Genomic DNA, 23,259 nt, shown 5'->3' with positions numbered 1-23,259 from the left:
CCGGCTCAGCGCTCGGTATCGACCGGCTCAGTGCTCGGTGTCGACCCGCTCAGCGCTCGGAGTCGAGTCGCGCGAGCACCAGTCGCGCCGTCTCGGTCGGCGTACTGCCCACTGCGACCCCGGCCGCCTCGAGCGCCTCCTTCTTCGCCTGGGCGGTGCCGGAGGAACCGGAGACGATCGCTCCCGCGTGCCCCATCGTCTTGCCTTCCGGTGCGGTGAAACCGGCGATGTACGCGACGACGGGTTTGGTGACGTGGTCGCGTACGTACGCGGCCGCCCGCTCTTCCGCGTCGCCGCCGATCTCGCCGATCAGCACGATGAGGTCCGTGTCGGGGTCGTCCTGGAACGCGGCCAGGCAGTCGATGTGCGTGGTGCCGATGACGGGGTCTCCGCCGATGCCGACGCACGTGGAGAAGCCGATGTCACGGAGCTCGTACATCAGCTGGTAGGTGAGCGTGCCGGACTTGGACACCAGTCCGATCCGGCCGGGTTTGGTGATGTCGGCGGGGATGATGCCCGCGTTGGATTGCCCGGGAGTGATCAGGCCCGGGCAGTTGGGGCCGATGATGCGTGTCCCACGCGCGCGTGCGTACGCGTGGAACGCCACGGCGTCGTGGACGGGGATGCCCTCGGTGATGACGACGGCGAGTCCGATGCCGGCGTCGGCGGCCTCGATGACGGCCGCCTTGGCGAACGCGGGCGGTACGAAGACGACGGTGACGTCGGCGCCAGTCGCCTCGATGCCTTCGCGTACCGATCCGAAGACGGGGACGGCCCGGTCGTCGAAATCGACCGTGCGGCCCGCCTTGCGCGGGTTGACGCCGCCGACGACGTTCGTGCCGGCCTGCAGCATCCGGCGGGTGTGCTTCATGCCCTCGGCCCCGGTCATGCCCTGGACGAGGACCTTGCTCTCCTGGGTCAGGTAGATCGCCATGTCTCGTCTCCTTCAGCTGCCCGAGATGCTTGCGGTGCCTGCGACGCCTGCGCTCCCTGCGGTGGCGTTGGCGAGGGCGGCGGCGCGGCGTGCGGCGCCGTCCATGGTGGTGGCCTGCTGGACGAGCGGGTGGGCGCGCCCGTCGAGGATGGCCCGTCCACGGACGGCGTTGTTGCCGTCGAGGCGTACGACCAGAGGCTTCGTCAGGTGCACGCTGTCCAGCGCCTGGACGATGCCGTCGGCGACCGCGTCGCACGCGGTGATTCCGCCGAAGACGTTGACGAACACCGACTTCACGGCCGGGTCGGACAGGATCACGGACAGTCCGTCGGCCATGACCTGCGCCGACGCGCCGCCGCCGATGTCGAGGAAGTTGGCGGGCCGTGCACTGCAGCCGGCGACGACGTCGAGGGTCGACATGACGAGCCCCGCGCCGTTGCCGATGATGCCGACCTCCCCGTCGAGCTTGACGTAGTTGAGGCCCTTCGCGGCGGCCGCGGCCTCGAGCGGGTCCTCGTCGTGTTCCGTCGGCTCGGAGCCCCATCGCGACTGACGGAAGCGGGCGTTGTCGTCGAGGGTGACCTTGCCGTCCAGAGCGAGGATCTGGCCTTGTGCGGTCCGGACGAGGGGGTTGACCTCGACGAGGAGTGCGTCCTCTCGGGTCAGCACCTGCCAGAGCCTGACCAGGACGTCCACCGTCTGCGGTGGCAGTCCCCCGGCTTCGGCGATCTGCGCGGCCTTCGCCGTGGTGACGCCCTCGGCCGGGTCGATCGGGATGCGCGCCACGGCCTCGGGCCGGGTTGCGGCGACCTCCTCGATCTCCATGCCGCCCTCGGCGGAGGCGATCGCGAGGAAGCTTCCGCTCGCGCGGTCGAGTACGTATGAGACGTAGAACTCGCCGTCAATGTCGACCGGTTGGGCCAGCATCACCTTGTGCACGGTGTGGCCCTTGATGTCCATGCCGAGGATCTGGCGTGCCGTCAGTTCGGCGGCGGCCGGGTCGGCCGCTAGCTTCACGCCGCCCGCCTTGCCGCGGCCGCCCGTCTTCACCTGGGCCTTGACGACGACGCGGCCGCCGAGGCGGCGCGCGCTCTCACGTGCCCCTGTGGGCGAGTCCGTGACCTCGGCCTTCGGCACCAAGATGCCGTATTCCTCGAAGAGTTCCCTTGCCTGATGCTCGTACAGATCCATCTCGGCTCCTGACTGCCGTGGCCTTTCGGGCAGCAACGACTGCTGCCCGTCATGGCCCCCGACTGGTCCTCGGCTGGTCCGTGAAAAGTGCCGCACGCCCCCTGGACACCACCCACCGGATGCGGGATAACAAGCTTCATACAGTATTCGTAGACTGTATGCAATCTATCGCAACGGCACTCAACCGCACCCAGGAGCAGCGCATCCGTTCTCCCAACTCCCCTACGAAGGGACAGGACTTCGCCATGCCCGACGACAACAGCCAGAACCTCATCTCCGGTGGGCACCTGGTCGCCAAGGCACTCAAGGCAGAGGGAGTGGAGGTCATCTACACACTCTGCGGCGGCCACATCATCGACATCTACGACGGCTGCGTGGACGAAGGCATAGAGGTCGTCGACGTACGTCACGAACAGGTGGCCGCCCATGCCGCCGACGGTTACGCGCGCATCACCGGGAAGCCCGGCTGCGCCGTCGTCACCGCCGGGCCCGGCACGACGGACGCCGTCACCGGTGTCGCCAACGCCTTCCGCGCGGAGTCCCCCATGCTGCTCATCGGCGGCCAAGGGGCGCACACGCAGCACAAGATGGGGTCGCTGCAGGACCTCCCGCACGTCGACATGATGACGCCCATCACGAAGTTCGCCGCGACCGTGCCGGACACGGCGCGCGCGGCCGACATGGTGTCCATGGCCTTCCGCGAGTGCTACCACGGCGCTCCGGGCCCGTCCTTCCTGGAGATCCCGCGCGATGTGCTCGACGCCAAGGTGCCGGTGGAGAAGGCCCGGATCCCCAAGGCCGGGCACTACCGGGCCTCGACCCGCTCGGCCGGCGACCCCGAGGCCATCGAGAAGCTCGCCGATCTGCTGGTGCACGCCGAGAAGCCGGCCATCCTGATCGGCAGCCAGGTGTGGACCACCCGCGGGACCGAGGCCGCCATCGAACTCGTACGGACCCTCAACATCCCGGCCTATATGAACGGCGCGGGCCGCGGCACCCTGCCGCCCGGCGACCCGCACCACTTCCAGCTGTCCCGCCGGTACGCCTTCACCAACGCCGATGTCATCGTCATCGTCGGCACCCCGTTCGACTTCCGGATGGGGTACGGCAAGCGCCTCTCCCCCACCGCGACCGTCGTACAGATCGACCTCGACTACCGCACGGTCGGCAAGAACCGGGACATCGACCTGGGGATCGTGGGTGACGCGGGGCTGATCCTGAAGTCGGTGACGGAGGCCGCCTCGGGCCGCATCAACGGAGGGGGGTCCAAGCGCAAGGAGTGGATGGACGAGCTGCGGGCCGCCGAACAGACGGCGATCGAGAAGCGCCTGCCGAGCCTCAAGTCAGACGCCTCACCCATCCACCCGTACCGCCTGGTCAGCGAGATCAACGACTTCCTCACCGAGGACTCGATCTACATCGGCGACGGCGGCGACATCGTCACCTTCTCCGGGCAGGTCGTGCAGCCCAAGTCGCCGGGCCACTGGATGGACCCGGGTCCGCTGGGCACCCTCGGCGTCGGTGTTCCGTTCGTCCTCGCCGCCAAGCAGGCACGGCCCGACAAAGAGGTCGTGGCGCTCTTCGGCGACGGCGCCTTCTCGCTCACCGGCTGGGACTTCGAGACCCTCGTCCGCTACAACCTCCCCTTCGTCGGCATCGTCGGCAACAACTCCTCGATGAACCAGATCCGTTACGGCCAGAAGGCCAAGTACGGCGAGGAGCGCGAGCGCGTCGGCAACACGCTCGGCGACGTCCACTACGACAAGTTCGCCCAGATGCTCGGCGGTTACGGCGAGGAGGTGCGCGACCCGGCCGACATCGGTCCTGCGCTGCGGCGGGCCCGCGAGTCCGGCAAGCCCTCGCTGATCAACGTGTGGGTCGACCCGGACGCGTACGCCCCCGGAACCATGAACCAGACCATGTACAAGTGAGGGGCCCCGCCATGACTCAAGCCATGACAGAGAAGGCGACCACGGCGAACAGGCCGACGAAGGCTCTCGACGGCATTCGCGTCCTCGACATGACGCACGTCCAGTCCGGGCCCTCGGCCACGCAGCTCCTTGCCTGGCTCGGCGCCGACGTGATCAAGCTGGAGGCGCCGACCGGCGACATCACGCGCAAGCAGCTGCGCGATCTGCCGGACGTCGACTCGCTCTACTTCACGATGCTCAACTGCAACAAGCGGAGCATCACCCTCAACACCAAGACCGAGCGCGGCAAGGAACTCCTCACCGAGCTGATCCGGCGCTCGGACGTCATGGTCGAGAACTTCGGCCCTGGTGCCGTGGACCGCATGGGGTTCACCTGGGAACGCATCCAGGAGATCAATCCGCGTATCGTCTATGCCTCCATCAAGGGTTTCGGTGACGGTCCGTACACCAACTTCAAGGCGTACGAGGTCGTGGCTCAGGCCATGGGCGGCTCCATGTCGACCACGGGCTTCGAGGACGGGCCGCCGCTCGCGACGGGCGCGCAGATCGGCGACTCGGGCACCGGCATCCACACCGTGGCCGCGATCCTCGCCGCCCTGTACCAGCGGGTGAGTACGGGGCGCGGGCAGCGCGTGAACGTGGCCATGCAGCATGCGGTGCTGAATCTGTGCCGGGTGAAGCTGCGGGACCAGCAGCGCCTGGCGCACGGGCCGCTGGCTGAATATCCCAACGAGGACTTCGGCGACGAAGTTCCCCGCTCGGGAAACGCGTCCGGCGGCGGTCAGCCGGGCTGGGCGGTCAAGTGCGCGCCGGGCGGGCCGAACGACTACGTGTACGTCATCGTGCAGCCCGTCGGCTGGAAGCCGATCACCGAGCTCATCGGGCGTCCCGAACTCGCCGACGACCCCGAATGGGCGACGCCTGAGTCACGGCTGCCCAAGCTCAACAAGATGTTCCAGCTCATCGAGGAGTGGTCGGCAACGCTCCCCAAGTGGGAGGTGCTGGAGAAGCTCAACGCGCACAACATCCCGTGCGGCCCGATCTTGTCCACCAAGGAGATCATCGAGGACGCGTCGCTGGCCGCGAACGAGATGGTTGTCGAGGTCAGCCACCCGGAGCGCGGCACCTTCACCACCGTCGGATCCCCGCTGAAGCTCTCCGACTCGCCCGTCGAGGTGGTCAGTTCGCCGCTGCTCGGCGAGCACAACGAAGAGGTCTACATCGGCGAGCTCGGCCTCGGCCACGAGGAGCTGCGCCTGCTCAAGTCGAACGGAGTGATCTGATTGATGGCCGAAGACCGCGTGCTGCGTGTGCGGACGCTCCTCGACGCCGTGCGGGCCGCGGGCCGTACCGCGCTGACCGCGCCCGAGGGCAAGGTGATCGCGGACGCGTACGGGATCGCCGTTCCGGGCGAGGAACTGGCGACGGACGTCGACGAGGCTGTGGCGTTCGCCGCGCGCTTCAACGGACCGGTCGTCATGAAGATCGTCTCCCCCGACATCCTGCACAAGACCGATGCCGGCGGCGTGATCGTCGGGGTGCAGGGAGCGGTGGACGTCCGGGCCGCGTTCCGCGAGATCATCGAGAACGCCCGCGCGTACGCGCCAGAGGCCCGTATCGAGGGCGTGCAGGTGCAGGAGCTGCTGCCGCAGGGCCAGGAGGTCATCGTCGGCGCGGTGACCGATCCGACGTTCGGGAAGGTCATCGCCTTCGGGCTCGGCGGCGTGCTCGTAGAGGTCCTCAAGGACGTCACCTTCCGGCTCGCCCCGGTCGACGCCGACGAGGCCGTGTCCATGCTCGACTCGATCCGGGCCGCGGAGATCCTGCGCGGTGTGCGCGGCGCCCAGCCCGTCGACCGGTGGGCCATCGCCGAGCAGATCCGCCGCGTCTCGCAACTGGTCACCGACTTCCCGGAGATCGCCGAGGTGGATCTCAACCCGGTGATCGCCACCCCTGAGGGTGCGGTCGCCGCGGACATCCGCGTCATCCTCTCCGAGGGAGAGATGAAGCAGCGGCGCACCTACACGTGCGCGGAGATGCTCACGTCGATGCGCCGGCTGATGCAGCCCCGTTCGGTCGCCGTGATCGGTGCCTCCAACGAGCAGGGCAAGATCGGCAATTCGGTGATGCGCAACCTCATCGACGGCGGCTTCTCCGGAGAGATCCACCCGGTGAACCCCAAGTCCGATGACATCTTGGGCCGCAAGGCGTACAAGAGTGTCACCGACGTCCCGGGTGAGGTGGATGTGGCGGTCTTCGCGATCCCCGCCAAGTTCGTGGCCGCGGCCTTGGAGGAGGTGGGGCGCAAGGGGATTCCCAACGCGGTGCTGATCCCCTCCGGTTTCGCGGAGACCGGCGAGCATGAGCTGCAGGACGAGATCGTGGCGGTCGGTGAGCGCTACGGGGTGCGCCTCCTCGGCCCGAACATCTACGGCTACTACTCGACGTGGCAGGACCTGTGCGCCACGTTCTGCACGCCGTACGACGTCAAGGGCGGCGTTGCGCTGACCTCGCAGTCGGGCGGCATCGGCATGGCCATCCTCGGCTTCGCACGGGCCACCAAGACGGGTGTGTCGGCGATCGTGGGGCTCGGCAACAAGTCGGACCTCGACGAGGACGACCTGCTCACCTGGTTCGGCGAGGACCCCAACACCCAGTGCATCGCGATGCACCTGGAGGACCTCAAGGACGGCCGCGCCTTCGTGGAGGCCGCCCGCGTGACCGTCCCGAAGAAGCCGGTCGTGGTCCTCAAGGCGGGCCGTACCGCGGCGGGGGCCAAGGCCGCGGGCTCCCACACGGGCGCGCTGGCGGGCGATGACGCCGTGTACGACGACATCCTCCGGCAGGCCGGCGTGATCAGGGCACCCGGCCTCAACGAGATGCTGGAGTACGCGCGTGCGCTGCCGGTACTGCCGACGCCCAAGGGCGACAACGTCGTGATCATCACGGGTGCGGGCGGGTCGGGCGTGCTGCTGTCGGACGCGGTGACCGACAACGGGCTGAAGCTCATGGAGATCCCGTCCGACCTGGACGCGGCCTTCCGGACGTTCATCCCGCCCTTCGGAGCCGCGGGCAACCCGGTGGACATCACGGGCGGCGAGCCCCCGTCGACGTATGAGGCGACGATCAGGCTCGGTCTCGAGGACCCGCGGATCCACTCGCTGATCCTGGGCTACTGGCACACCATCGTCACGCCGCCGATGGTCTTCGCGGAGCTCACCGCGCGCGTGGTGGCCGAGTTCCGGGAGCGCGGCATCGAGAAGCCGGTCGTGGCCTCGCTCGCGGGCGACGTCGAGGTCGAGGAGGCGTGCGCCTATCTCTTCGAGCGGGGCGTCGTGGCGTACCCGTACACGACGGAGAAGCCGGTGGCCGTACTCGGTGCGAAGTACCGCTGGGCGCGGGCGGCGGGACGGCTGTGACGCGCGGGGGAGCGACGGAGTTGTTGGGGGGCGGTCGATGAGGTGACCGAGGGAGGGTCCGGCCGGCGGTGCGCGCCGGCCGGACCCGGGACCCGAACGCGCACGAAAGGAATTGGACAGGGGGCGCTGGCCAGAACTTTCGACGCAAGGGGTGCGACACGACATGACAACCACCGATCTGCCCACGTCGGTTCCGTACCGAGAAGTGGCCGACGCGAACGGACGCGTCTACCGCATCGGTGAGACCGACATCGACATCATGGGCCGCAAGCGCAAGTGGATGGTCATCCTGCCGTGGGTCGGCATGATGGGCATCAGCTCGGCGGAGTACGCCTTCGCGTCCGCCGAGGACACACTGCACACGGCGCACAGCTGGAGCAGTGGACACATCTTCTGGATGCTGGGCGTCTGGGTCTTCTTCCAGGCCGCGGTGGCCTTCCCGGCAGGAAAGCTACGGGAGAGCGGCAAACTTCCGGCCCGCTGGGCGATGATGCTCGGCGCGCTCGGCACGCTTCTGGGGTATCTCTCGCTCGCGTTCGCGCCGCATGTGATCGTCGCGTACATCGGCTTCGGCATGTTCAGCGGCATGGGCGCGGGCATGGTCTACGCGACCTGCGTGAACATGGTCGCCAAGTGGTACCCGGAGCGCAAGGGCGGCAAGACGGGCTTCGTGAACGGCGGTTTCGCCTACGGCTCGGTGCCGTTCGTCTTCCTCTTCACCGGTTACATGGACCTCACCAACTTCCGCTGGGTGCTCGTCTCGGTGGGCCTCTTCCTGGCAGCGGTCGTGGCGGTGTCGGGTCACTTCTTCCGCGACCCGCCGAAGAACTGGTGGCCGGCCGACGTCGACCCGCTGAAGAAGCCGGACGACGCACGTGCCCGGCGCGCGCTGGAGAAGAACCCTCCGGCCGTGCACCAGTACACCCCCCTGGAGGCGTGGAAGACCGGCCGCGTGGCCCTCATGTGGTTCTGTCTGCTGTGCACCTCCGGCGTGAACATCTTCGGTATCGCCTTCCAGGTGCCCTTCGGCAACGAGGCGGGCTTCGCGGGCGGCATCGTGGCGACCGCGATGTCCCTGAAGGCGATCGTGAACGGCACGGGCCGCGGTGTCATCGGCTGGCTCTCCGACCGTTACGGCCGCAAGCAGTGCCTGATCTTCGTCTGCATCGTCCTCGGACTGTCGCAGTACGGCATCCTGTTCTCCGGGAACATCGGCAACCTGCCGCTGTTCCTGCTGTTCTCGTCCATCTCCGGCTTCGGCGGGGGCGCCATCTTCCCGATGTTCGCCGCGATGACCGCCGACTACTTCGGTGAGAACAACAACGCCTCCAACTACGGCCTGGTGTACTCGTCGAAGCTGGTGTCGGGCCTGCTCGGCTCCGGCATGGGCGCCGTCGTGGTCGGCGCCTGGGACTACTCCGGCGCGTTCGTCCTGGCCGGTTCGATCTCCCTCTTCGCGGCCGTCGTCGCCCTGTTCCTGCACCCGCCCGGCAGGCCCAGGTCCAAGCGCATCGTGCCGAACCCGCGGCCTCTCGGCGAGGAGATGGCCTGACGGACAACCGGACAGCCGGACGGCGCCAAGGTGGGTGGGGTTGTCCGGCTCATAGGGGACCGGTATGGCCGACATCGGCGCACCTTCCGTAGCGGTCCCGGAAACGCAGCGGCCTCCCCGCGGCTTCTCGCCGCGGGGAGGCCGCTGTGTGAGCTGGGGTCCATTCGTTCAGGCGCTTCGGTGATTCGTCCGTAGGCGCTCCTCGTCCTCAGCCGCCCGAATGCTCAAGCGCGCAGCATCAGCGCTTTTTGCGCAGGGCCGCGAGGTTGTCGTAGCCGATCTTCGCGTGCTTCAGCGACTGCCCGAGGTCGGTGGAGCTCGGGGCGTTGTCCTGCTCGACCATCGGGTTGTGGTAATTTCTGGCGTCGACGCGCGAGAAGAACGTGGCGTAGTCGATGACGCCGGTACCGAACGGGACCATGTCGTAGCCCATCCCGTTCGTGGTGTTGACGGTGCCGTCCTTGGCGTGGAAGAGCGGATAGCGCTTGTTGTTGCGGGCGACGAGCCCCGCCGGATCGAAGACGTTCTCCTGCGTCGATCCGTCGTGGGCCGTGTAGGTGTGGAACTTGTACTGGGCTACATGCGCCCAGAAGACGTCCATCTCCAGCCAGACGAGGTTCGGATCGGTGATCTCGAGGAAGTACTCCAGCTTGCGGATCCCGGAGCTGCGGGTCGGGCGGCCCTGGGCGTCCAGCGGCCCTCCGTCGATCAGGAAGGCGTAGGCCGCGTCGTGGTTATGGGTGTACAGCTTGATGCCCTCGCGGCGGGCGATCTCCCCGAGCGTGTTCCACTTGTCGGCGGCCACGTCCCAGTCCGCCCGGTAGGCGCTCCCGGTGGGGTCTCCACCGGTGCCCATGTGCCCCAAGCCGAGGATGTTCGCGATCTCCAGGTGTTTCTTGAAGGTGTCCAGGTCGGGTGTGGTGAGCGGCCAGGAGGGCGGGATGAAGCCGTGGTTGCCCTGCGCCCTGAGACCGTATTCGTCGAGCCAGGAGCGCAGCAGCTTGGCGCCCTCGACGGACTCCAGGCTGGCGCCGCCCGGGGCGTTGGCGTGCTGGTTGTATCCGGCGAACTCCACCTGCCGGTAGCCGTACCGCGCGAGCTCCTTGAAGACCTCGCGGAAGCCGGAGGGCAGGTCGGTGGAGAGGGGATCGCGGCCTACCGCATCGCGGACGGTGTAGAGGATGATTCCGCGCCTGGCGGCGGGGACGAGGACGTCTCCGCCCCGGTCGTCACCTCTTCCCTGGTCCTGAGCGTCCTGAGCCATGGCTGGTGAGGCGCCGAAGACGGGTGCGGCGATTGCCGCGGTCGCTGCGGCCGTGCAGGTGCTCAGGAATCGGCGGCGGCTGACGCCGAGAGCGCGACGCAGGACGTCGCCGGTTCCGGATTCGTCGTTGAATGCGGTCACGGTGTCTCTCTTTCGAGTCGGTGTTCGGGTCGAACGGGTGCCGAACGGTCTGCTGCTCCTCCGCGTGCCGGACGCGTTGTCAGCGGCGCGTGTTTCACTTTCTGCAATGGCTCAGTTGCTTGTCATGCGAGGCCGGCCAGGTCGAGCAGCAGGGATTTCACGCCGGTGGCCGCAACTCGGTCGCCGACGGCATGGGGGGTGGAGCACATGATGAGTGGACCGTCGTCGTCGCTCACGGGGAGGCGGCCGTGGCTGCCTCGAATAGGTGACGGGTCCAGGGGCACGACCGCCATGCGGTAGCGCATGCCGAGTTTCTTGCGGGCCAGCGCTCCGGCGGCCTTCACCCTGACATAGGGGTCGAGGGGATCCATGAAGAGCTCGGCGGGGTCGTAGCCGGGTTTGCGGTGGATCTCGACGAGCTGCGCGAAGTCGGGCGCGTGGGTGTCGTCGAGCCAGTAGTAGTACGTGAACCAGGCGTCCGGTTCGGCGATGGCGACGAGTTCACCGGCACGCGGATGGTCGAGGTGGTGTGCCTTCTTGCCTTCGTCGTCGAGGAGTTCGGCGATACCGGGCAGGTCCTGGAGAGCTGCGCGTGTGGCGTCCAGGTCCTCGGACCGGCGGACGTAGACGTGCGCGATCTGGTGGTCCGCGACGGCGAAGGCGCGGGAGGCCATCGGGTCGAGGTATTCCATGCCGTCCTGGGTGTGCACGTCGAGCAGGCCGGCCCGGCGCAGGGCGCGGTTGATGTCGACGGGACGGCTGACGCGGGTGATGCCGTACTCGGAGAGAGCGACGACGGTGCGGCCTTCGGCGTGGGCGTCGTCGAGAAGGGGGGTGAGGGCCGCGTCCAGGTCGGCGGCGGCCTGGTGGCTTCGGGGGTCGTCGGGGCCGTAGCGCTGCAGGTCGTAGTCGAGGTGGGGGAGGTAGCACAGGGTCAGATCGGGACGGCGGGTGCGAATGATGTGCCGGGTGACGTCGATGATCCAGCGGCTGGAGACGAGGTCCGCGCCAGGGCCCCAGAAGTGGAAGAGCGGGAACGTGCCGAACTTCTCGGTGAGTTCGTCGTGCAGTGCCGGGGGCCGGGTGTAGCAGTCGGGTTCTTTGCGGCCGTCGGCGTAATAGACAGGACGGGGGGTGACGGTGATGTCGGTGTCTGCGCCCATGGCGTACCACCAGCAGATATTGGCGACCGTGTAGCCGGGGTGGGCCCGGCGGGCGGCGTCCCACAGTTTGTCGCCGGCGACGAGGCCGTTGTGCTGGCGCCACAGGAGGACTTCGCCCAGTTCACGGAAGTACCAGCCATTGCCGACGATGCCGTGCTCGGCGGGGGTGGTGCCGGTCAGGAAGGTGGACTGGGCCGCGCAGGTGACGGCGGGCAGGACGGTGCCGAGTGCGGCCTGGGAGCCGGCCTGCCCCAGCGCGCTCAGGCGGGGCATGTGCTCGAGGAGGCGCGGGGTGAGGCCGACCACGTCCAGAACGAGGAGGGGAGTCGGGCCGGGGCGTTCCGGTCGTTGGGTCACGGGAGTTCCTTCAGGCCTAGGTCCGTCAGGAGGTCGCGGGCCAGGGTGAGTTCGGCGGCGATGCCGTCGGCGAGCTGGGCCCGGCTGCGGGGGCGCAGCTCGAGCGGCAGGGCCTGCCAGGTGTAGGTCTCGACCTCGAGATGGCGGGTGAGCGGGTGCGGGCCGCCGACCAGCCGGGCCAGCGTGTCCCGGAGCAGGGGAAGAGTGGAGGTGAGTGGCGCGGCGGGGGCCGCGTGCAGGGGGACGTGGAAGTGGGCGCGCCACGGGACGGCATCGGGCAGCGCGTGTCCGGCGAGGGCCTCACCCAGGTCGTCGGTGCCGTGCAGTGCGGCCGGAGTGTGGGCGCGGGCCTGGTGCAGGAAGCGGGGCTCGTCGAAGGCGGCGAGGGCCTCGCGTACGTCGGGGAGACAGGGGTGTTCGGCGTGCAGGGCGGCGGAGAGCTGTGACTTGACCACGGGGATGCGGGCGGCGGCCAGCGCATCCAGTGCGGTGTGCGGATCTTCGAAGGAGGTGGCGAGATGGCAGGTGTCGATGCAGACGCCGATGCGGTCGTGTCCGACGGCGGTGAGGGGTGCGATGGCGTCGGCGGTGGTCTCGACGATGCAGCCGGGCTCGGGCTCGAGCCCGATGCGGATGGAGCGGCCGGTCAGCTCCTCGAGTGCGTCGAGTCGTTCGGCGAGGGTCTGGAGGGCGCTGCGGGCGGTCTCCGCCCGAGTCGTGTCATACGCGGTGCGCCAGGCGATCGGGAGTGTGGAGATGCTGCCCTCGGTGACGTCGTCGGGCAGCAGCTGGGCGAGCAGGCGGGCCAGGTCGGTGGTGTGGGAGAGACGTTCGGGGTCGGCCCAGTCCGGCTTGTAGACGCGATACTTGACCTCCTCGGCCCCGAATCCTTCATACGGGAAACCATTGAGGGTGACCACTTCCAGGCCGCGCCGGTCGAGTTCGGAGTGCAGGCCCCGCAGCGCCGCGGGGTCGGTGACCAGAGTGCGAGCGGCGTCCTTGGCGAGCCACAGGCCGATGCCGAGCCGGTCGCGGCCGAGACGCTTGCGGACGGGTTCGCAGTGATCACGCAGTTGGGCGAGGACGCCGTAGAGGGTCTCGGCGGGGTGCACGTTGGTGCAGTAGGCGAGGTGGACGGTGGTGCCGTTGGGGTGCCGGAAGCGCATGGCTCACGCCTCCGTCTTCGGGGTGCCGCGCAGGATGGAGTTGCCCTCGTGGGTGGCGTCGGGCTGCGGGACGTCGAGGGTGAGGCGGCCACTCAGTCCGTAGAAGGCGACGGGGTTGCGCCACAGCACCTGGTCGACATAGTCCTCACCGAACCCGGCCTTGACGAGGGCGTCACCCACCTTGCGGGTCTTGAGGGGGTCGCTTCGGCCCCAGTCGGCGGCGGAGTTGACCAGCACCTTCTCGGGCCCGTACTGCTCCAGCACGGCGACCATCCGCTCCTCGTCCATCTTGGTGTCGGGATAGACGGAGAAGCCGAGCCAGCAGCCCGCGTCCTTGGCTTCCCGGACCGTGGTCTCGTTGAGGTGGTCGATGAGCACCCGCTCCGGCGGCAGGGCGGACTCGCGTACGAGGTCCAGGGTGCGCCGCAATCCGGCGAGCTTGTCGCGGTGCGGCGTGTGCACCAGGGCGGGCAGCCCGTGGTCGGCGGCGAGCTGCAGCTGCGCGGCGAGTGCGGTGTCCTCGGCTGGCGTCATGGAGTCATAGCCGATCTCGCCCACGGCGACGACGTTGTCCTTGACGAGATACCGGGGCAGCACGTCGAGCACGGGGCTGCAGCGGGGGTCGTTCGCCTCTTTGGGGTTGAGGGCGAGCGTGCAGTGGTGGGCGATGCCGTACTGGGCGGCGCGGAAGGGTTCCCAGCCGAGGAGGGAGTCGAAGTAGTCGATGAAGGAGGCCGGCGAGGTGCGGGGCTGGCCCAGCCAGAACGAAGGCTCGACGACGGCGCGTACGCCCGCCGCGTACATGGCCTCGTAATCGTCGGTGGTCCGTGACGTCATATGGATGTGGGGGTCGAAGATGCGCATCAGGACTCCTCGCCGGTCGGAGCTGTGGACGGGGCCGAGGGGGTGGTCGAAAGGGCCGGGCGGCCGGTCAGGCACAGGACGCGGTGCAGGTCCTCGGGTACGGGGCGGCCTGCGGCGGTGCGTTCGTTCGCGTAGTCGGCGAGCATGCGGGCCAGTTCCGTGTCGGCTCGGGCGCGCTCCGCCAGTCCGGCCACCGTGTCCACGGAGACACCAGTGAACAGGCACTTGAGGACGGCGTGCCGCCAGTTGTGGGCGTCCAGGTGTTCGGCGGCGTACGGGCCGACGGCGGCGGCGACCAGGCGCGTGTCATTGGTGCGCAGGGCGTCTTCGACGAGCGGCAGGGCCGCCGGGCCGGTGACGAGGTGGGGTAGCGCGTGCAGGACGGCGCGGCGTTCGGCGGCGGTGCCCTGGGCGTAGATGCGGCTGAGGGTGGCGGGACCGGGGCCTGCGGCCTGGAGGAGGAGCAGGCGGACGGCGTCGGCGTACTCGGGGCCGCAGCGGCGCCCGGCTTCGGCGAAGCGCACCTCCCAGAGCGACAGGGGCCCTTCAGGCGCCTCGTCCTGGTGGCCGGCGGCTTCGGCGAGTGCCTGGTCGAGCCAGGCCCGGGCATCTCCGGAGAGTGCGGCGTCGAGCCGGGCGTGGAGCGTGGCGATGGCGGGTGGCACGGCCCCGGGCGACTCGGCGCGGCCGCGGACCGGGGTGGTGGTCAGGCCCGCGTCGTTGCCGTGTGGGTGGGCCGAGTGAGTGGGGTGATGCGTCACGGCGTGCTCCCTTCCAGTGCGGCCCCATCAGCCCGGGCTCGAGCCGGGGCAGCCCGTGCTGCGTCGGGCGCGGCGCGGCGCAGGAAGTCGAGCGACTCCTCGGCGAGGCGTGGGCCGGCGTGGGAGTGGCGGGGCAGTTCGACGACGGTGAGTCCCTGGTAGCCGGTGGCGGCCAGGGCTTCGAGTACGGGCGGGAAGTCGATCTCCCCGTCCCCGAACGGGAGGTGTTCATGGACACCGCGGCGCATGTCCTCGATCTGGACGTGCCGCAGCCAGGGTGCCGCGGCCCGGATGCAGTCGGCGGGCGGTTCGGGTTCCAGGCACTGGCAGTGGCCGATGTCGAGCGTGAGGCCGAGGGCTTCGGGATCGCCGAGTGCCTGCCGCAGGCGGTGGAAGTCGGCGAGCGTGGCGACAAGGTGGCCCGGCTCGGGTTCGACGGCGAGCGGGATCCCCGCGGCGCTGGCGGCGTCCAGTACGGGGCCGAAGGCCTCGGTGAGCCGTTGCCACGCGAGGTCGTCGGACGTGTTCTCGGGTGTGACGCCGCTGAAGCAGTGCACCGCGTGCGCACCGAGGTCGGCGGCGATCCGGACGGCGAGGGTGAGCAGCCGGGTGCGTGCGGCACGGCCGTCCGGGTCCGGGTCGAGGAGGGAGGGGCCGTGCTTGCGGCGCGGGTCGAGCACGTACCGGGCGCCGGTTTCGATCGTCACGCCCAGTCCGTGCCGGTCCAGACGGCGGGCCACCTCGCGGGTGCGCGCGGTCAGGTCGGGGGCGAGCGGATCCAGGTGCATGTGGTCGAGGGTCAGCCCGACGCCGTCGTATCCGAGGTCTGCGAGCAGACCGAGGGCGTCGGCGAGCCGCAGGTCGGTGAGGCCGTTGGTGCCGTATCCGAAACGGAGAGTGGCTGGGCTCATGTCACGCTCACCTTCCGTGCGAACCTCCGGGCGGCCGGGGCCAGGACGGCGGTCAGCAGTGCGGTACGGAGTCCGCCGCCGCGTGCGGCGAGCGCTGCCTGGAGCGGGATCATGGCGCGGATGCCGCTCCCGACGGCCCGTTGTGTGAGCGGCGGAGACGGGTTGAGGACGGCGTGGAGAAGGGGGCGGGCGGCGGTCGCGGCATAGGCCGCGCCGAGGGCGCCCTGGAGGGCAGTCGTCGTTCTGTCGGTGGCCGTTCTGTCGGTCGCCCTTCTGCTGGCGGTAGTTCTGCCGGTCACAGTGCTGCCGGTCGCGGTGTTGCCGGTCGCCGTGCTGCGGTTCAGCGCCGTGGCGCGGTTCGGCGTCGTGGCGCGGTTCGGTCCGGAGAGGCTGGAGCCCGGCAGGCGGAGGGCGGCTTCTGTCCGTCGGCCTGCCGGGAGTTCCGGGGTGGTACGACCGGTGGTGCTGCGACCGGCTGTCCACGCCAGCAGCAGCGTCGTCGCCAGCGCCGCGAGCGGTGCCGCGGAGGAGCCGCCCTGAGCCTCACGGCGGGACACGGCCGTCACCGCGAGGGTGTGTGCGCCGAGGACCGTCGCGGAGGGGAGGGCTGCGCGGCACCGGCCGCCGCCCGGAGCCGTGGCTGCCGCGCCCAGCGCGAGGTCGAGGCCTCGGGCCACCGCCATGGCCACGGGACCGGCGGCCGTTCGCTTCAGGCCCAGGTCGTAGGCCCAGACCGTGGTGGCGAGGGTCCCGGCGACCGCCAGTGCGGGTCGTCCGGCGCGCCCGGCCAGGGCGAGGCCCGCGACGGTGAGGCCACCCGCCGCCGCCAGCGCCGCGCCAGGGCTGATGCGGCCGGACGGCAGTGGGCGGTGCGGGCGTTCGACGGCGTCCTCGGCGCGGTCGGCCCAGTCGTTGAGAGCCATGCCCGCCTCGTACAGACACAGGGAGGAACAGATGGCGAGAAGCGTGCGGCGATCGGGCCGGGCGCCGGCCGCGGCGGCGCCCGCGAGGGCGTCTCCCGGCACCGTGAACAGGGCGGGGACGCGGAGGAGTTCTGCCCAGGCTCGGACGCGCGGGCTCATCGCGCCGCCGTCCGCAGCCGTCCGGCAAACCCGACCAGCGCCGCGTACTGCTCCGCGAGTGCCGACGGCGAGCCCGGGTCCGGATCCTTGAAGTAGAAGCCGAGCTCGGGCAGGGGGCCGGACAGGCCGGCTTCGTGGGCGCGGGCGGTCAGGCGGGCCAGGTCGAGTACGAGGGGTGCGGCGAGGGCGGAGTCGCAGCCCTGCCAGATGGTCTGGAGCACCATCCGGGAGCCGAGGAAGCCGTCGAAGGCGATGTGATCCCAGGCTGTCTTCCAGTCGCCGAGGGCCGGTACGTCGTCGATGTGCACCTCGCCTTCGGGGGCCGAGCCGAGTGTGTCGGTGAGGACGCGCTCCTTGCCGGCGTTCTTCGCGGCGGCCGCACCCGGGTCGGCCAGGGCCGCGCCGTCACCACCGCCGAGCAGGTTGGTCCCGGACCAGGCGCGTACGGCCAGGGCACGCTGCGCGAACATCGGTCCCAGCACGGACCGGAGCAGCGTCTGCCCGGTCTTGCCGTCGCGGCCCGCGTACGGCAGACCCGAGGCCGAGGCCGCCGCGCGCAGCAAGGGGTGGTGCAGGCCGGTCGATGGGGTGAAGTTGACGTACGGGCAGCCCGCCCGCAGGGCCGCCGCCGCGTACAGCGAGCTGGCGGGAAGACCGGACCCGGACCCCGTCGCGACCGACCCCGTCGCGACCGACGCCATCGCCACCGGCTCCGTCGACGCGACGTTCACCACGACGGCGCGAGCCAGGCCGCCCCGGCGTACGAAATCCCGTATGTCCGCCGCGAAGGACTCGATGAGTTCCTCGTCGGACCGGGTGTCGCCGGGCAGGGGTCCGCCGGTGCGGATCTCCCGGTCGGCGGCGGCCACCTCACCGTGTACCGCCGACGGCAGCCCGTGCGGCAGCACTCCCCCGGCTACCAGCGCCTCCGCGCGCTTGGGCAGGGGGCAGTCCACCGTGTCATGCCCGCCGAGGACGAGGGACGCGAGCGGCGGCAGGCCGCAGTCGGCAAACGGCGCCGTCTCGGTCACCATGCCGGTGGCCGGGTGCAGACCGGCGGCCACGGCGGCACATCCCACGATCACGGTGGTGGCCACGGAACCGCGCGCTCCGACTAGCCACACGCCGGTACGCGGTCGGGGAGCGGAAGGTTCGGCGGGCATGGACAGCCTCCTTGACGACAAGGACGGGGCAGCGAATGAGAGGAGAAGCGGATGCAGGCGACACAGTCGGGGAGCAGTGACGGCGGGCGGGGGTCCGGCGTCCCCCGCCCGCCGCCGTCTAGTCGCCCTTCACGGGCAGTTCCGGACGCGCCTCGCCCCGGAGCTCCCCGCCCCGGAGCTCCTCGCCGGTGCTGAGCTCCTTGATCCGGATGTTGCGGAACGAGACCTGGTCCTCGGCACCGTGGTTCTGGATGCCGATGTGGCCGTCCTTGAGGCTCCGCGCGGGATCGGTGTTGGTGAAGTCGTTGATCTTCACCCCGTTGAGCCACACGCGCAGCCGCTCGCCCTCGACGCGGATCTCGTACGTGTTCCACTCCCCCGCCGGATTCAGGGCGCGGTCACGCTTCCTGAGGTCGGCGGACTGGAAACCGTAGACCGAGCCCGTGGTCTTCTCGGGCACGTCGGTCGCGTCGATCTGGATCTCGTAGCCGTTGTTCACGGCCGACCACGGGTCGTCGGAGGCCGGGAAGCCCACGAAGATCCCCGAGTTGTCGTCCCCGGCCGTCTTCCAGTCGAGCTTGAGCGAGTACGAGCCGAGCTCCTCGGACGCGTACCACAGCATGCCCATGCCCCCAGCGGAGGTGAGCGTTCCGTCGTTCAGCTCGAAGGAACCCGGCCCCGCCTGCTTCCAGCCGTCCAGCGAGGCCTGCGTACCGTCGAAGATCGGCGTGTAGCCGTTCTCCGGGCGGCAGTCCGCCTGCGCGGAGCCGACGGCCCAGCGGATGCCGCCCAGCAGGTGCTCCCGGAAGGCGGGCTCGGCGTACGACTCCTTCGTGTGGCCGCCTCCGGTATAGAAGGCACGGCCGCCCTGGTAGTCCTGGCACCAGGCGATGGGATGGTCGCCGGCCATCGTGCCGCCGATGTACGACGACTCGTCGAGCGAGGCCAGGACGTGGGCGTGTTCCCGCGGGTTGGAGCGGTAGTTGTACCACTCGTCCGTGCGCTCCCAGGCGGCCGCCAGATGGGACATGGCCGGGTGCGCCCGGTCCTCCACGTCCACCGTCGCCGGCTGGATGTGGGGGTGCGACTGGAAGTACGCGCCCGCGAGACCGCCGTAGAAGGGCCAGTCGTACTCGGTGTCGGCGGCGGCGTGGATTCCCACGTAACCGCCGCCGCGCCGGATGTAGTCCTCGAAGGCGCTCTGCTGGGCCGCGTCCAGTACGTCTCCCGTCGTGGAGAGGAAGACGACGGCGTCGTACTGCCGGAGGTTCGACGACGTGAACGCCGCCCCGTCCTCCGTGGCGTCGACCGCGAAGCCGTGCGCCGCCCCCAGGTCCCTGACCGCGGCGATGCCGTCGGGGATGGAGTCGTGCCGGAATCCGGCGGTCTTGGAGAAGACCAGTACCTTCTTCTCCGGGGCCGCGTCCTTAGAGGCTGCTGGCCCGTGGGCCGCGTCCTTCGAGGCTGCCGGCCCCGACACACATCCGATGACCAGGGCGGCACCCACCGCGGCGGTCACCAGTCGGGCTCTTGCACGCATTGCAGACCCTCCTCTCAGCCGGTGGTGAAGGTGAAGTCATCCACCTCGTACAGGGCATCGCCGCTGCCGCCCTTGAAGACGAGGTAGAGCGTGGTGGTGCCGGTCGGAGCGCCCTTCAGCGTTGCGGTGACGTCCTGGTAGTCCTCCCAGCCGCCGGTGGCCGGGACGGTCGCGGTGCCGAGCAGCCTGCCCTTCGCAGAGCCCGCACGTACTTCCAGGGTGCCGCCTGCTCCGGCAGATGCGACCCGAGCGCTGATCTTGGTCGCGTCGGAGAGGGCGTACGGCTCGAAGGCGATCCAGTCGCCGTTGCTGATGTCGCCGACGGTCTTGGCGCCGTGGGCGGTCGTCCGGCTCTGGACGGTGACGCCCTCGGAGGCGCCGAAGTGCTCGGCCTGGCGGTGCCGGGGCTGGGCGACGTTCTGGTCGTGGCTGGTCAGCGCGGCCTGGCCGCCACCACCGCCGTCGGTGTACTCGGCGTCGAAGACCCCGAAGACGTTGGCGTCGTCGTCGTGGCCGGCGTCCGCGCCGGTCTGGATGGTGCCGGTGCAGCCATGGGCCGAGGTCAGCAGATGACCGTGGCTGTCGTGGCCGAGGATGAAGTTGACCTTGACCTTGGCGCAGTCGATGGTGCCGTCCTCCGGATCGGTGACCTTCACCTTGAACGGCACGGCGTCACCGAAGCTGAACAGCTGCCCGTCGCCCGGCAGTTCAAGGGTCACCTTCGGGGCCGTGTTGCCGACGACGATCTGCACGCTCGCGTTGCCGGTGCGTCCGCTCGGGTCCTTGGCGGTGAGTGTCGCCGTGTAGGCCCCGTTCTTCTTGTACGTGTGGGAGGGGTTCGCGCTGGTGGATACGGCGGAGCCGTCGCCGAAGTCCCAGCTGTAGGTGAGTGCGTCTCCGTCCGCGTCCGTCGTCCCGCTGGAGGAGAAGCGGACCTTCAGCGGGGCCTGCCCCGAGGTGCGGTCGGCGGCGGCCTGCGGGGTCGGCGAGTGCCCGTCGGTGGCGTTCTCGATGCGGTACAGGGCCGAGTTCTCGTCACCGCCGAACCACGAGACGCCGTAGTCCAGGACGTAGAGCGCACCGTCGGGCCCGAAGGCCATGTCCATCACCTGGGTGCCGGACCACGGGATGTCGTTGATGGACTGCACGGTGCCGTCGGCGTCCGACGAGATGCGCTTGATCCAGCGGCGGCCGAACTCCCCGGCGAAGAAGTCACCGTCGTACGCCTCGGGGAACTTGACCGGCGAGTCGAGCGTTGCGTCGTAGTGATAGACCGGGCCGCCCATCGGAGATTCGGAGCCGTCGCCGAACTCGGGCAGGGAGGAGCCGTTGTAGGGGATCCAGGCGGGCTGTGCCGGGGGCAGATCCGTCAGGCCGGTGTTGTGCGGGGATGTGTTCTTGGGGGCGTTGCAGTCGAAGCTCGCGCCTGACGTGCCGGTGGCGAAGTCGTAGTCGACGTAGGCGTCGTTGCTGCCGGTGCAGTAGGGCCAGCCGAAGTTGCCGGGCTTGGTGACGCGGGCGAACTCGACCTGTCCGGCCGGGCCGCGCGCCGGGTCGGCGGCGCCCGCGTCGGGGCCGTACTCGCCGACGTACAGGATGCCGGTGGCCTTGTCGACGCTGAAGCGGAACGGGTTGCGGAAGCCCATCGCGTAGATCTCGGGCCGCGTCTTGTCCGTGCCGGGCGCGAAGAGGTTGCCCTCGGGGATGGAGTACGAGCCGTCCGCGTTCACCTTGATCCGGAGGATCTTGCCGCGCAGGTCGTTGGTGTTGCCGGACGTGCGCTGGGCGTCGAAGGCCGGGTTGCGCTCTGCGCGCTCGTCGATGGGCGTGTAACCGTCCGACTGGAAGGGGTTGGAGTCGTCGCCGGTCGACAGGTACAGGTTGCCGGCCGCGTCGAAGTCGATGTCGCCGCCGACGTGGCAGCAAATGCCGCGCGAAGCCGGGACGTCGAGGATCTTCGTCTCGCTGGCGGTGTCGAGCGTCCCGTCCGTCTTCAGTACGAAGCGGGAGAGCCGGTTGACGCCGTCGAACGGCGCGAAGTCGGCCGCGGTGCCGGTCTCGGGCGCGTCACCCGCCGGGGTGTCCAGCGGCGGGGCGTAGTACAGGTAGATGAAGCGGTTGTCGGCGAAGTCCGGGTCGACGCCTATGCCCTGCAGGCCCTCCTCGTCGTGCGCGTACACGTCGAGTTTGCCGGCCAGCCGGGTGTTGCCCGCGGCGTCGGTGATGCGGAGCTCGCCGTCGCGTGAGGTGTGCAGGACCGAGCGGTCCGGGAGCACCGCGAGGGACATGGGCTCGCCGACCTCGGGCTCGCCCTTGGCGAGGGTGACCTGCTGGAAGTCCTCTGCTGCGGCGGCCGCCGCAGCGGTCGCCGCTGTGTCCGCCTCGGGGTCGGCGGCGCCCGCCGGCGGTACGGCGAGGGCGAGCGAGGCGCCGGCGAGGAGGGAGCCGGTGAGGAGTGCGAGTGCCTTGCGGAGTCTCGGACGCTTGCTGATTCGCGTTCTCGTTCCCGTGCTGTTTCCGGATTTCCTGAGCACGAATGCCTCCGTGATGGGGCTGGTCGTACGTGACGGAGTGCGGGATGCCGGGGTGCGCCGTCACCCCGGGGCCATGCATGTTGTGTGCATTTCAGCTCTCTGCCCCAGGGACCGTAGCCACCTTCGTCCGGGTCCGAAAGCCCTTGGGAAGGAACCGAGTTGGACTTTTTCCTGCAGAAGGACAAACCGTGATGCGGACAGGCCGGACCGCCCCGGCGCGGCGAACCCGCGCCGGGGGATCAAGCACCTGTCAGGACTGCCGGTGGATCACCCTGCCGGGCTAGTCACCACTCCCGAACGCCGCGTCGAAGGAAGCCGACGGCGGTTCGAAGTCGAACGCCTTCAGGCGCTGCAGGGCCTCAGGTGCACCCTGCAGACGGTCCATGCCCGCGTCCTCCCACTCCACGGAGATGGGCCCGTCGTACCCGATGGAGCGCAGCATCCTGAAGACGTCCTCCCAGGGGACGTCGCCGTGACCGGCCGACACGAAGTCCCAGCCGCGCCGCGGGTCGCCCCACGGCAGATGCGAACCGAGGCGCCCGTTGCGGCCGTCCAGGCGCTTGCGGGCCTCCTTGCAGTCGACGTGGTAGATGCGGTCGCGGAAGTCCCAGAGGAAGCCGACGGGGTCCAGGTCCTGCCAGACGAAATGGCTCGGGTCGAAGTTGAGGCCGAACGCCGGGCGCCGGTCGACGGCCTCGAGGGCGCGGTGCGTGGTCCAGTAGTCGTACGCGATCTCGCTGGGGTGCACCTCGTGCGCGAACCGCACGCCCTCCGCGTCGAAGACGTCCAGGATCGGGTTCCAGCGCTCGGCGAAGTCCTCGTAGCCGCGCTCGATCATCCGCTCGGGGGCAGGCGGGAACATGGCGACCAGGTGCCAGATGGACGACCCGGTGAAGCCGATGACGGTGTCGACGCCGAACGCGGCCGCGGCCCGTGCCGTGTCGGCCATCTCCGCCGCCGCCCGCCGCCGTACGCCCTCGGCCTCGCCGTGGCCCCAGATGCGCGCGGGCAGGATCGCCTGGTGCCGCTCGTCGATGATCGCGTCGCACACGGCCTGGCCGACGAGGTGGTTGGAGATCGCCCGGCATTTCAGACCGTACTTGTCGAGCAGCTGCCGCCGGGATGGCAGATACGAGTCGTCGGCGAGCGCCTTGTCCACCTCGAAGTGATCGCCCCAGCAGGCGAGTTCGAGGCCGTCGTAGCCGAAGTCGCGGGCGAGCCGGCAGACCTCCTCGAGCGGCAGGTCCGCCCACTGGCCGGTGAAGAGGGTGAAGTCGCGGGGCATG

The 23,259-nt window shown here is 69.8% G+C and carries 17 protein-coding genes; 4 read left to right on the top strand and 13 right to left on the bottom strand.

What is annotated here, in order from left to right; translation table 11 throughout:
* Positions 1-49: 49 nt before the first annotated feature.
* Both sucD and sucC read right to left on the bottom strand, forming a co-directional pair.
* Positions 50-934: a succinate--CoA ligase subunit alpha gene (gene sucD, locus STSP_RS31410; RefSeq protein ID WP_067284406.1), complete on the bottom strand. Its 885-nt coding sequence runs from the start codon at positions 932-934 to the stop codon at positions 50-52.
* Positions 935-946: 12 nt separating this feature from the next.
* Positions 947-2,125 carry an ADP-forming succinate--CoA ligase subunit beta gene (gene sucC, locus STSP_RS31405; protein WP_067284405.1) on the bottom strand — a complete coding sequence of 393 codons (1,179 nt, stop codon included), beginning with the start codon at positions 2,123-2,125 and terminating at the stop codon, positions 947-949.
* Between the two features lie 245 nt (positions 2,126-2,370).
* On the opposite strand from sucC, the gene STSP_RS31400 reads away from it, so the two are divergent.
* The 4 genes from STSP_RS31400 (at position 2,371) to STSP_RS31385 (ending at position 9,027) form a co-directional block, all read left to right on the top strand.
* The gene (locus STSP_RS31400) at positions 2,371-4,056 is read left to right on the top strand and encodes a thiamine pyrophosphate-binding protein (RefSeq protein WP_067284404.1); all 1,686 of its coding nucleotides are present in this window, start codon (positions 2,371-2,373) and stop codon (positions 4,054-4,056) included.
* Between the two features lie 23 nt (positions 4,057-4,079).
* Positions 4,080-5,339: a formyl-CoA transferase gene (frc, locus tag STSP_RS31395; RefSeq protein WP_067284403.1), complete on the top strand. Its 1,260-nt coding sequence runs from the start codon at positions 4,080-4,082 to the stop codon at positions 5,337-5,339.
* 3 nt (positions 5,340-5,342) lie between these two features.
* The gene (locus STSP_RS31390) at positions 5,343-7,475 is read left to right on the top strand and encodes an acetate--CoA ligase family protein (protein ID WP_067284402.1); all 2,133 of its coding nucleotides are present in this window, start codon (positions 5,343-5,345) and stop codon (positions 7,473-7,475) included.
* Between the two features lie 163 nt (positions 7,476-7,638).
* Positions 7,639-9,027 (top strand): OFA family MFS transporter, encoded by a 1,389-nt coding sequence (locus tag STSP_RS31385; protein ID WP_067284401.1) that lies wholly within the window; start codon positions 7,639-7,641, stop codon positions 9,025-9,027.
* Positions 9,028-9,265: 238 nt separating this feature from the next.
* Here the strand turns inward: STSP_RS31385 and STSP_RS31380 are convergent, their stop codons facing one another.
* The 11 genes from STSP_RS31380 to STSP_RS31330 all read right to left on the bottom strand — a co-directional run bounded on the left by STSP_RS31380 (position 9,266) and on the right by STSP_RS31330 (position 23,258).
* Positions 9,266-10,432, bottom strand: a complete 1,167-nt coding sequence (locus STSP_RS31380; RefSeq protein ID WP_067284400.1) for a sugar phosphate isomerase/epimerase family protein — start codon at positions 10,430-10,432, stop codon at positions 9,266-9,268.
* 122 nt (positions 10,433-10,554) lie between these two features.
* Entirely contained in the window at positions 10,555-11,952 is a 1,398-nt protein-coding gene (locus tag STSP_RS31375) for a nucleotide pyrophosphatase/phosphodiesterase family protein (RefSeq protein ID WP_067284399.1), read from the bottom strand.
* Complete coding sequence (gene eboE, locus STSP_RS31370) at positions 11,949-13,118, bottom strand: metabolite traffic protein EboE (protein WP_067284398.1); 1,170 nt, start codon at positions 13,116-13,118, stop codon at positions 11,949-11,951. Before eboE ends, STSP_RS31375 begins: the two co-directional genes overlap by 4 nt.
* A 3-nt stretch (positions 13,119-13,121) precedes the next feature.
* Positions 13,122-13,982, bottom strand: a complete 861-nt coding sequence (locus tag STSP_RS31365) for a TatD family hydrolase (protein WP_067284397.1) — start codon at positions 13,980-13,982, stop codon at positions 13,122-13,124.
* Complete coding sequence (locus tag STSP_RS31360) at positions 13,982-14,743, bottom strand: EboA domain-containing protein (RefSeq protein ID WP_408646389.1); 762 nt, start codon at positions 14,741-14,743, stop codon at positions 13,982-13,984. The genes STSP_RS31365 and STSP_RS31360 overlap by 1 nt, the downstream gene beginning before the upstream one ends.
* Entirely contained in the window at positions 14,740-15,654 is a 915-nt protein-coding gene (locus STSP_RS31355; RefSeq protein ID WP_067284396.1) for a sugar phosphate isomerase/epimerase family protein, read from the bottom strand. Before STSP_RS31355 ends, STSP_RS31360 begins: the two co-directional genes overlap by 4 nt.
* The gene (locus STSP_RS31350) at positions 15,651-16,736 is read right to left on the bottom strand and encodes an SCO3242 family prenyltransferase (protein WP_067284395.1); all 1,086 of its coding nucleotides are present in this window, start codon (positions 16,734-16,736) and stop codon (positions 15,651-15,653) included. Before STSP_RS31350 ends, STSP_RS31355 begins: the two co-directional genes overlap by 4 nt.
* Positions 16,733-17,899, bottom strand: coding sequence for an inositol-3-phosphate synthase (locus tag STSP_RS31345; RefSeq protein WP_067284394.1), 1,167 nt, complete (start codon positions 17,897-17,899; stop codon positions 16,733-16,735). The genes STSP_RS31350 and STSP_RS31345 overlap by 4 nt, the downstream gene beginning before the upstream one ends.
* A gap of 118 nt (positions 17,900-18,017) precedes the next feature.
* A complete protein-coding gene (locus tag STSP_RS31340) occupies positions 18,018-19,439 on the bottom strand; it encodes a ThuA domain-containing protein (RefSeq protein ID WP_078067652.1) in 1,422 nt (473 codons plus the stop codon).
* 14 nt (positions 19,440-19,453) lie between these two features.
* On the bottom strand, positions 19,454-21,931 hold the full coding sequence (locus tag STSP_RS31335) for a PQQ-dependent sugar dehydrogenase (protein ID WP_107441462.1): 2,478 nt from the start codon (positions 21,929-21,931) through the stop codon (positions 19,454-19,456).
* A 322-nt stretch (positions 21,932-22,253) separates the two neighbouring features.
* Positions 22,254-23,258 carry a sugar phosphate isomerase/epimerase family protein gene (locus STSP_RS31330; RefSeq protein ID WP_067284392.1) on the bottom strand — a complete coding sequence of 335 codons (1,005 nt, stop codon included), beginning with the start codon at positions 23,256-23,258 and terminating at the stop codon, positions 22,254-22,256.
* Position 23,259: the final 1 nt, after the last annotated feature.

This window comes from Streptomyces jeddahensis, assembly GCF_001642995.1.
GTDB lineage: Bacteria > Actinomycetota > Actinomycetes > Streptomycetales > Streptomycetaceae > Streptomyces > Streptomyces jeddahensis.
Note: the sequence above shows the minus strand (reverse complement) of the source record. Positions and strands in the feature narration are given on the sequence as shown.

What these genes read in the sequence shown, in the direction of transcription:
- STSP_RS31350 (WP_067284395.1), bottom strand. Translation starts at nt 16,736, where the DNA reads ATGAGCCCGCGCGTCCGAGCCTGGGCAGAACTCCTCCGCGTCCCCGCC.
- eboE (WP_067284398.1), bottom strand. Translation starts at nt 13,118, where the DNA reads ATGCGCTTCCGGCACCCCAACGGCACCACCGTCCACCTCGCCTACTGC.
- STSP_RS31345 (WP_067284394.1), bottom strand. Translation starts at nt 17,899, where the DNA reads ATGCCCGCCGAACCTTCCGCTCCCCGACCGCGTACCGGCGTGTGGCTA.
- STSP_RS31400 (WP_067284404.1), top strand. Translation starts at nt 2,371, where the DNA reads ATGCCCGACGACAACAGCCAGAACCTCATCTCCGGTGGGCACCTGGTC.
- STSP_RS31385 (WP_067284401.1), top strand. Translation starts at nt 7,639, where the DNA reads ATGACAACCACCGATCTGCCCACGTCGGTTCCGTACCGAGAAGTGGCC.
- STSP_RS31355 (WP_067284396.1), bottom strand. Translation starts at nt 15,654, where the DNA reads ATGAGCCCAGCCACTCTCCGTTTCGGATACGGCACCAACGGCCTCACC.
- sucD (WP_067284406.1), bottom strand. Translation starts at nt 934, where the DNA reads ATGGCGATCTACCTGACCCAGGAGAGCAAGGTCCTCGTCCAGGGCATG.
- frc (WP_067284403.1), top strand. Translation starts at nt 4,080, where the DNA reads ATGACAGAGAAGGCGACCACGGCGAACAGGCCGACGAAGGCTCTCGAC.
- STSP_RS31330 (WP_067284392.1), bottom strand. Translation starts at nt 23,258, where the DNA reads ATGCCCCGCGACTTCACCCTCTTCACCGGCCAGTGGGCGGACCTGCCG.
- sucC (WP_067284405.1), bottom strand. Translation starts at nt 2,125, where the DNA reads ATGGATCTGTACGAGCATCAGGCAAGGGAACTCTTCGAGGAATACGGC.
- STSP_RS31390 (WP_067284402.1), top strand. Translation starts at nt 5,343, where the DNA reads ATGGCCGAAGACCGCGTGCTGCGTGTGCGGACGCTCCTCGACGCCGTG.
- STSP_RS31340 (WP_078067652.1), bottom strand. Translation starts at nt 19,439, where the DNA reads ATGCGTGCAAGAGCCCGACTGGTGACCGCCGCGGTGGGTGCCGCCCTG.
- STSP_RS31365 (WP_067284397.1), bottom strand. Translation starts at nt 13,982, where the DNA reads ATGCGCATCTTCGACCCCCACATCCATATGACGTCACGGACCACCGAC.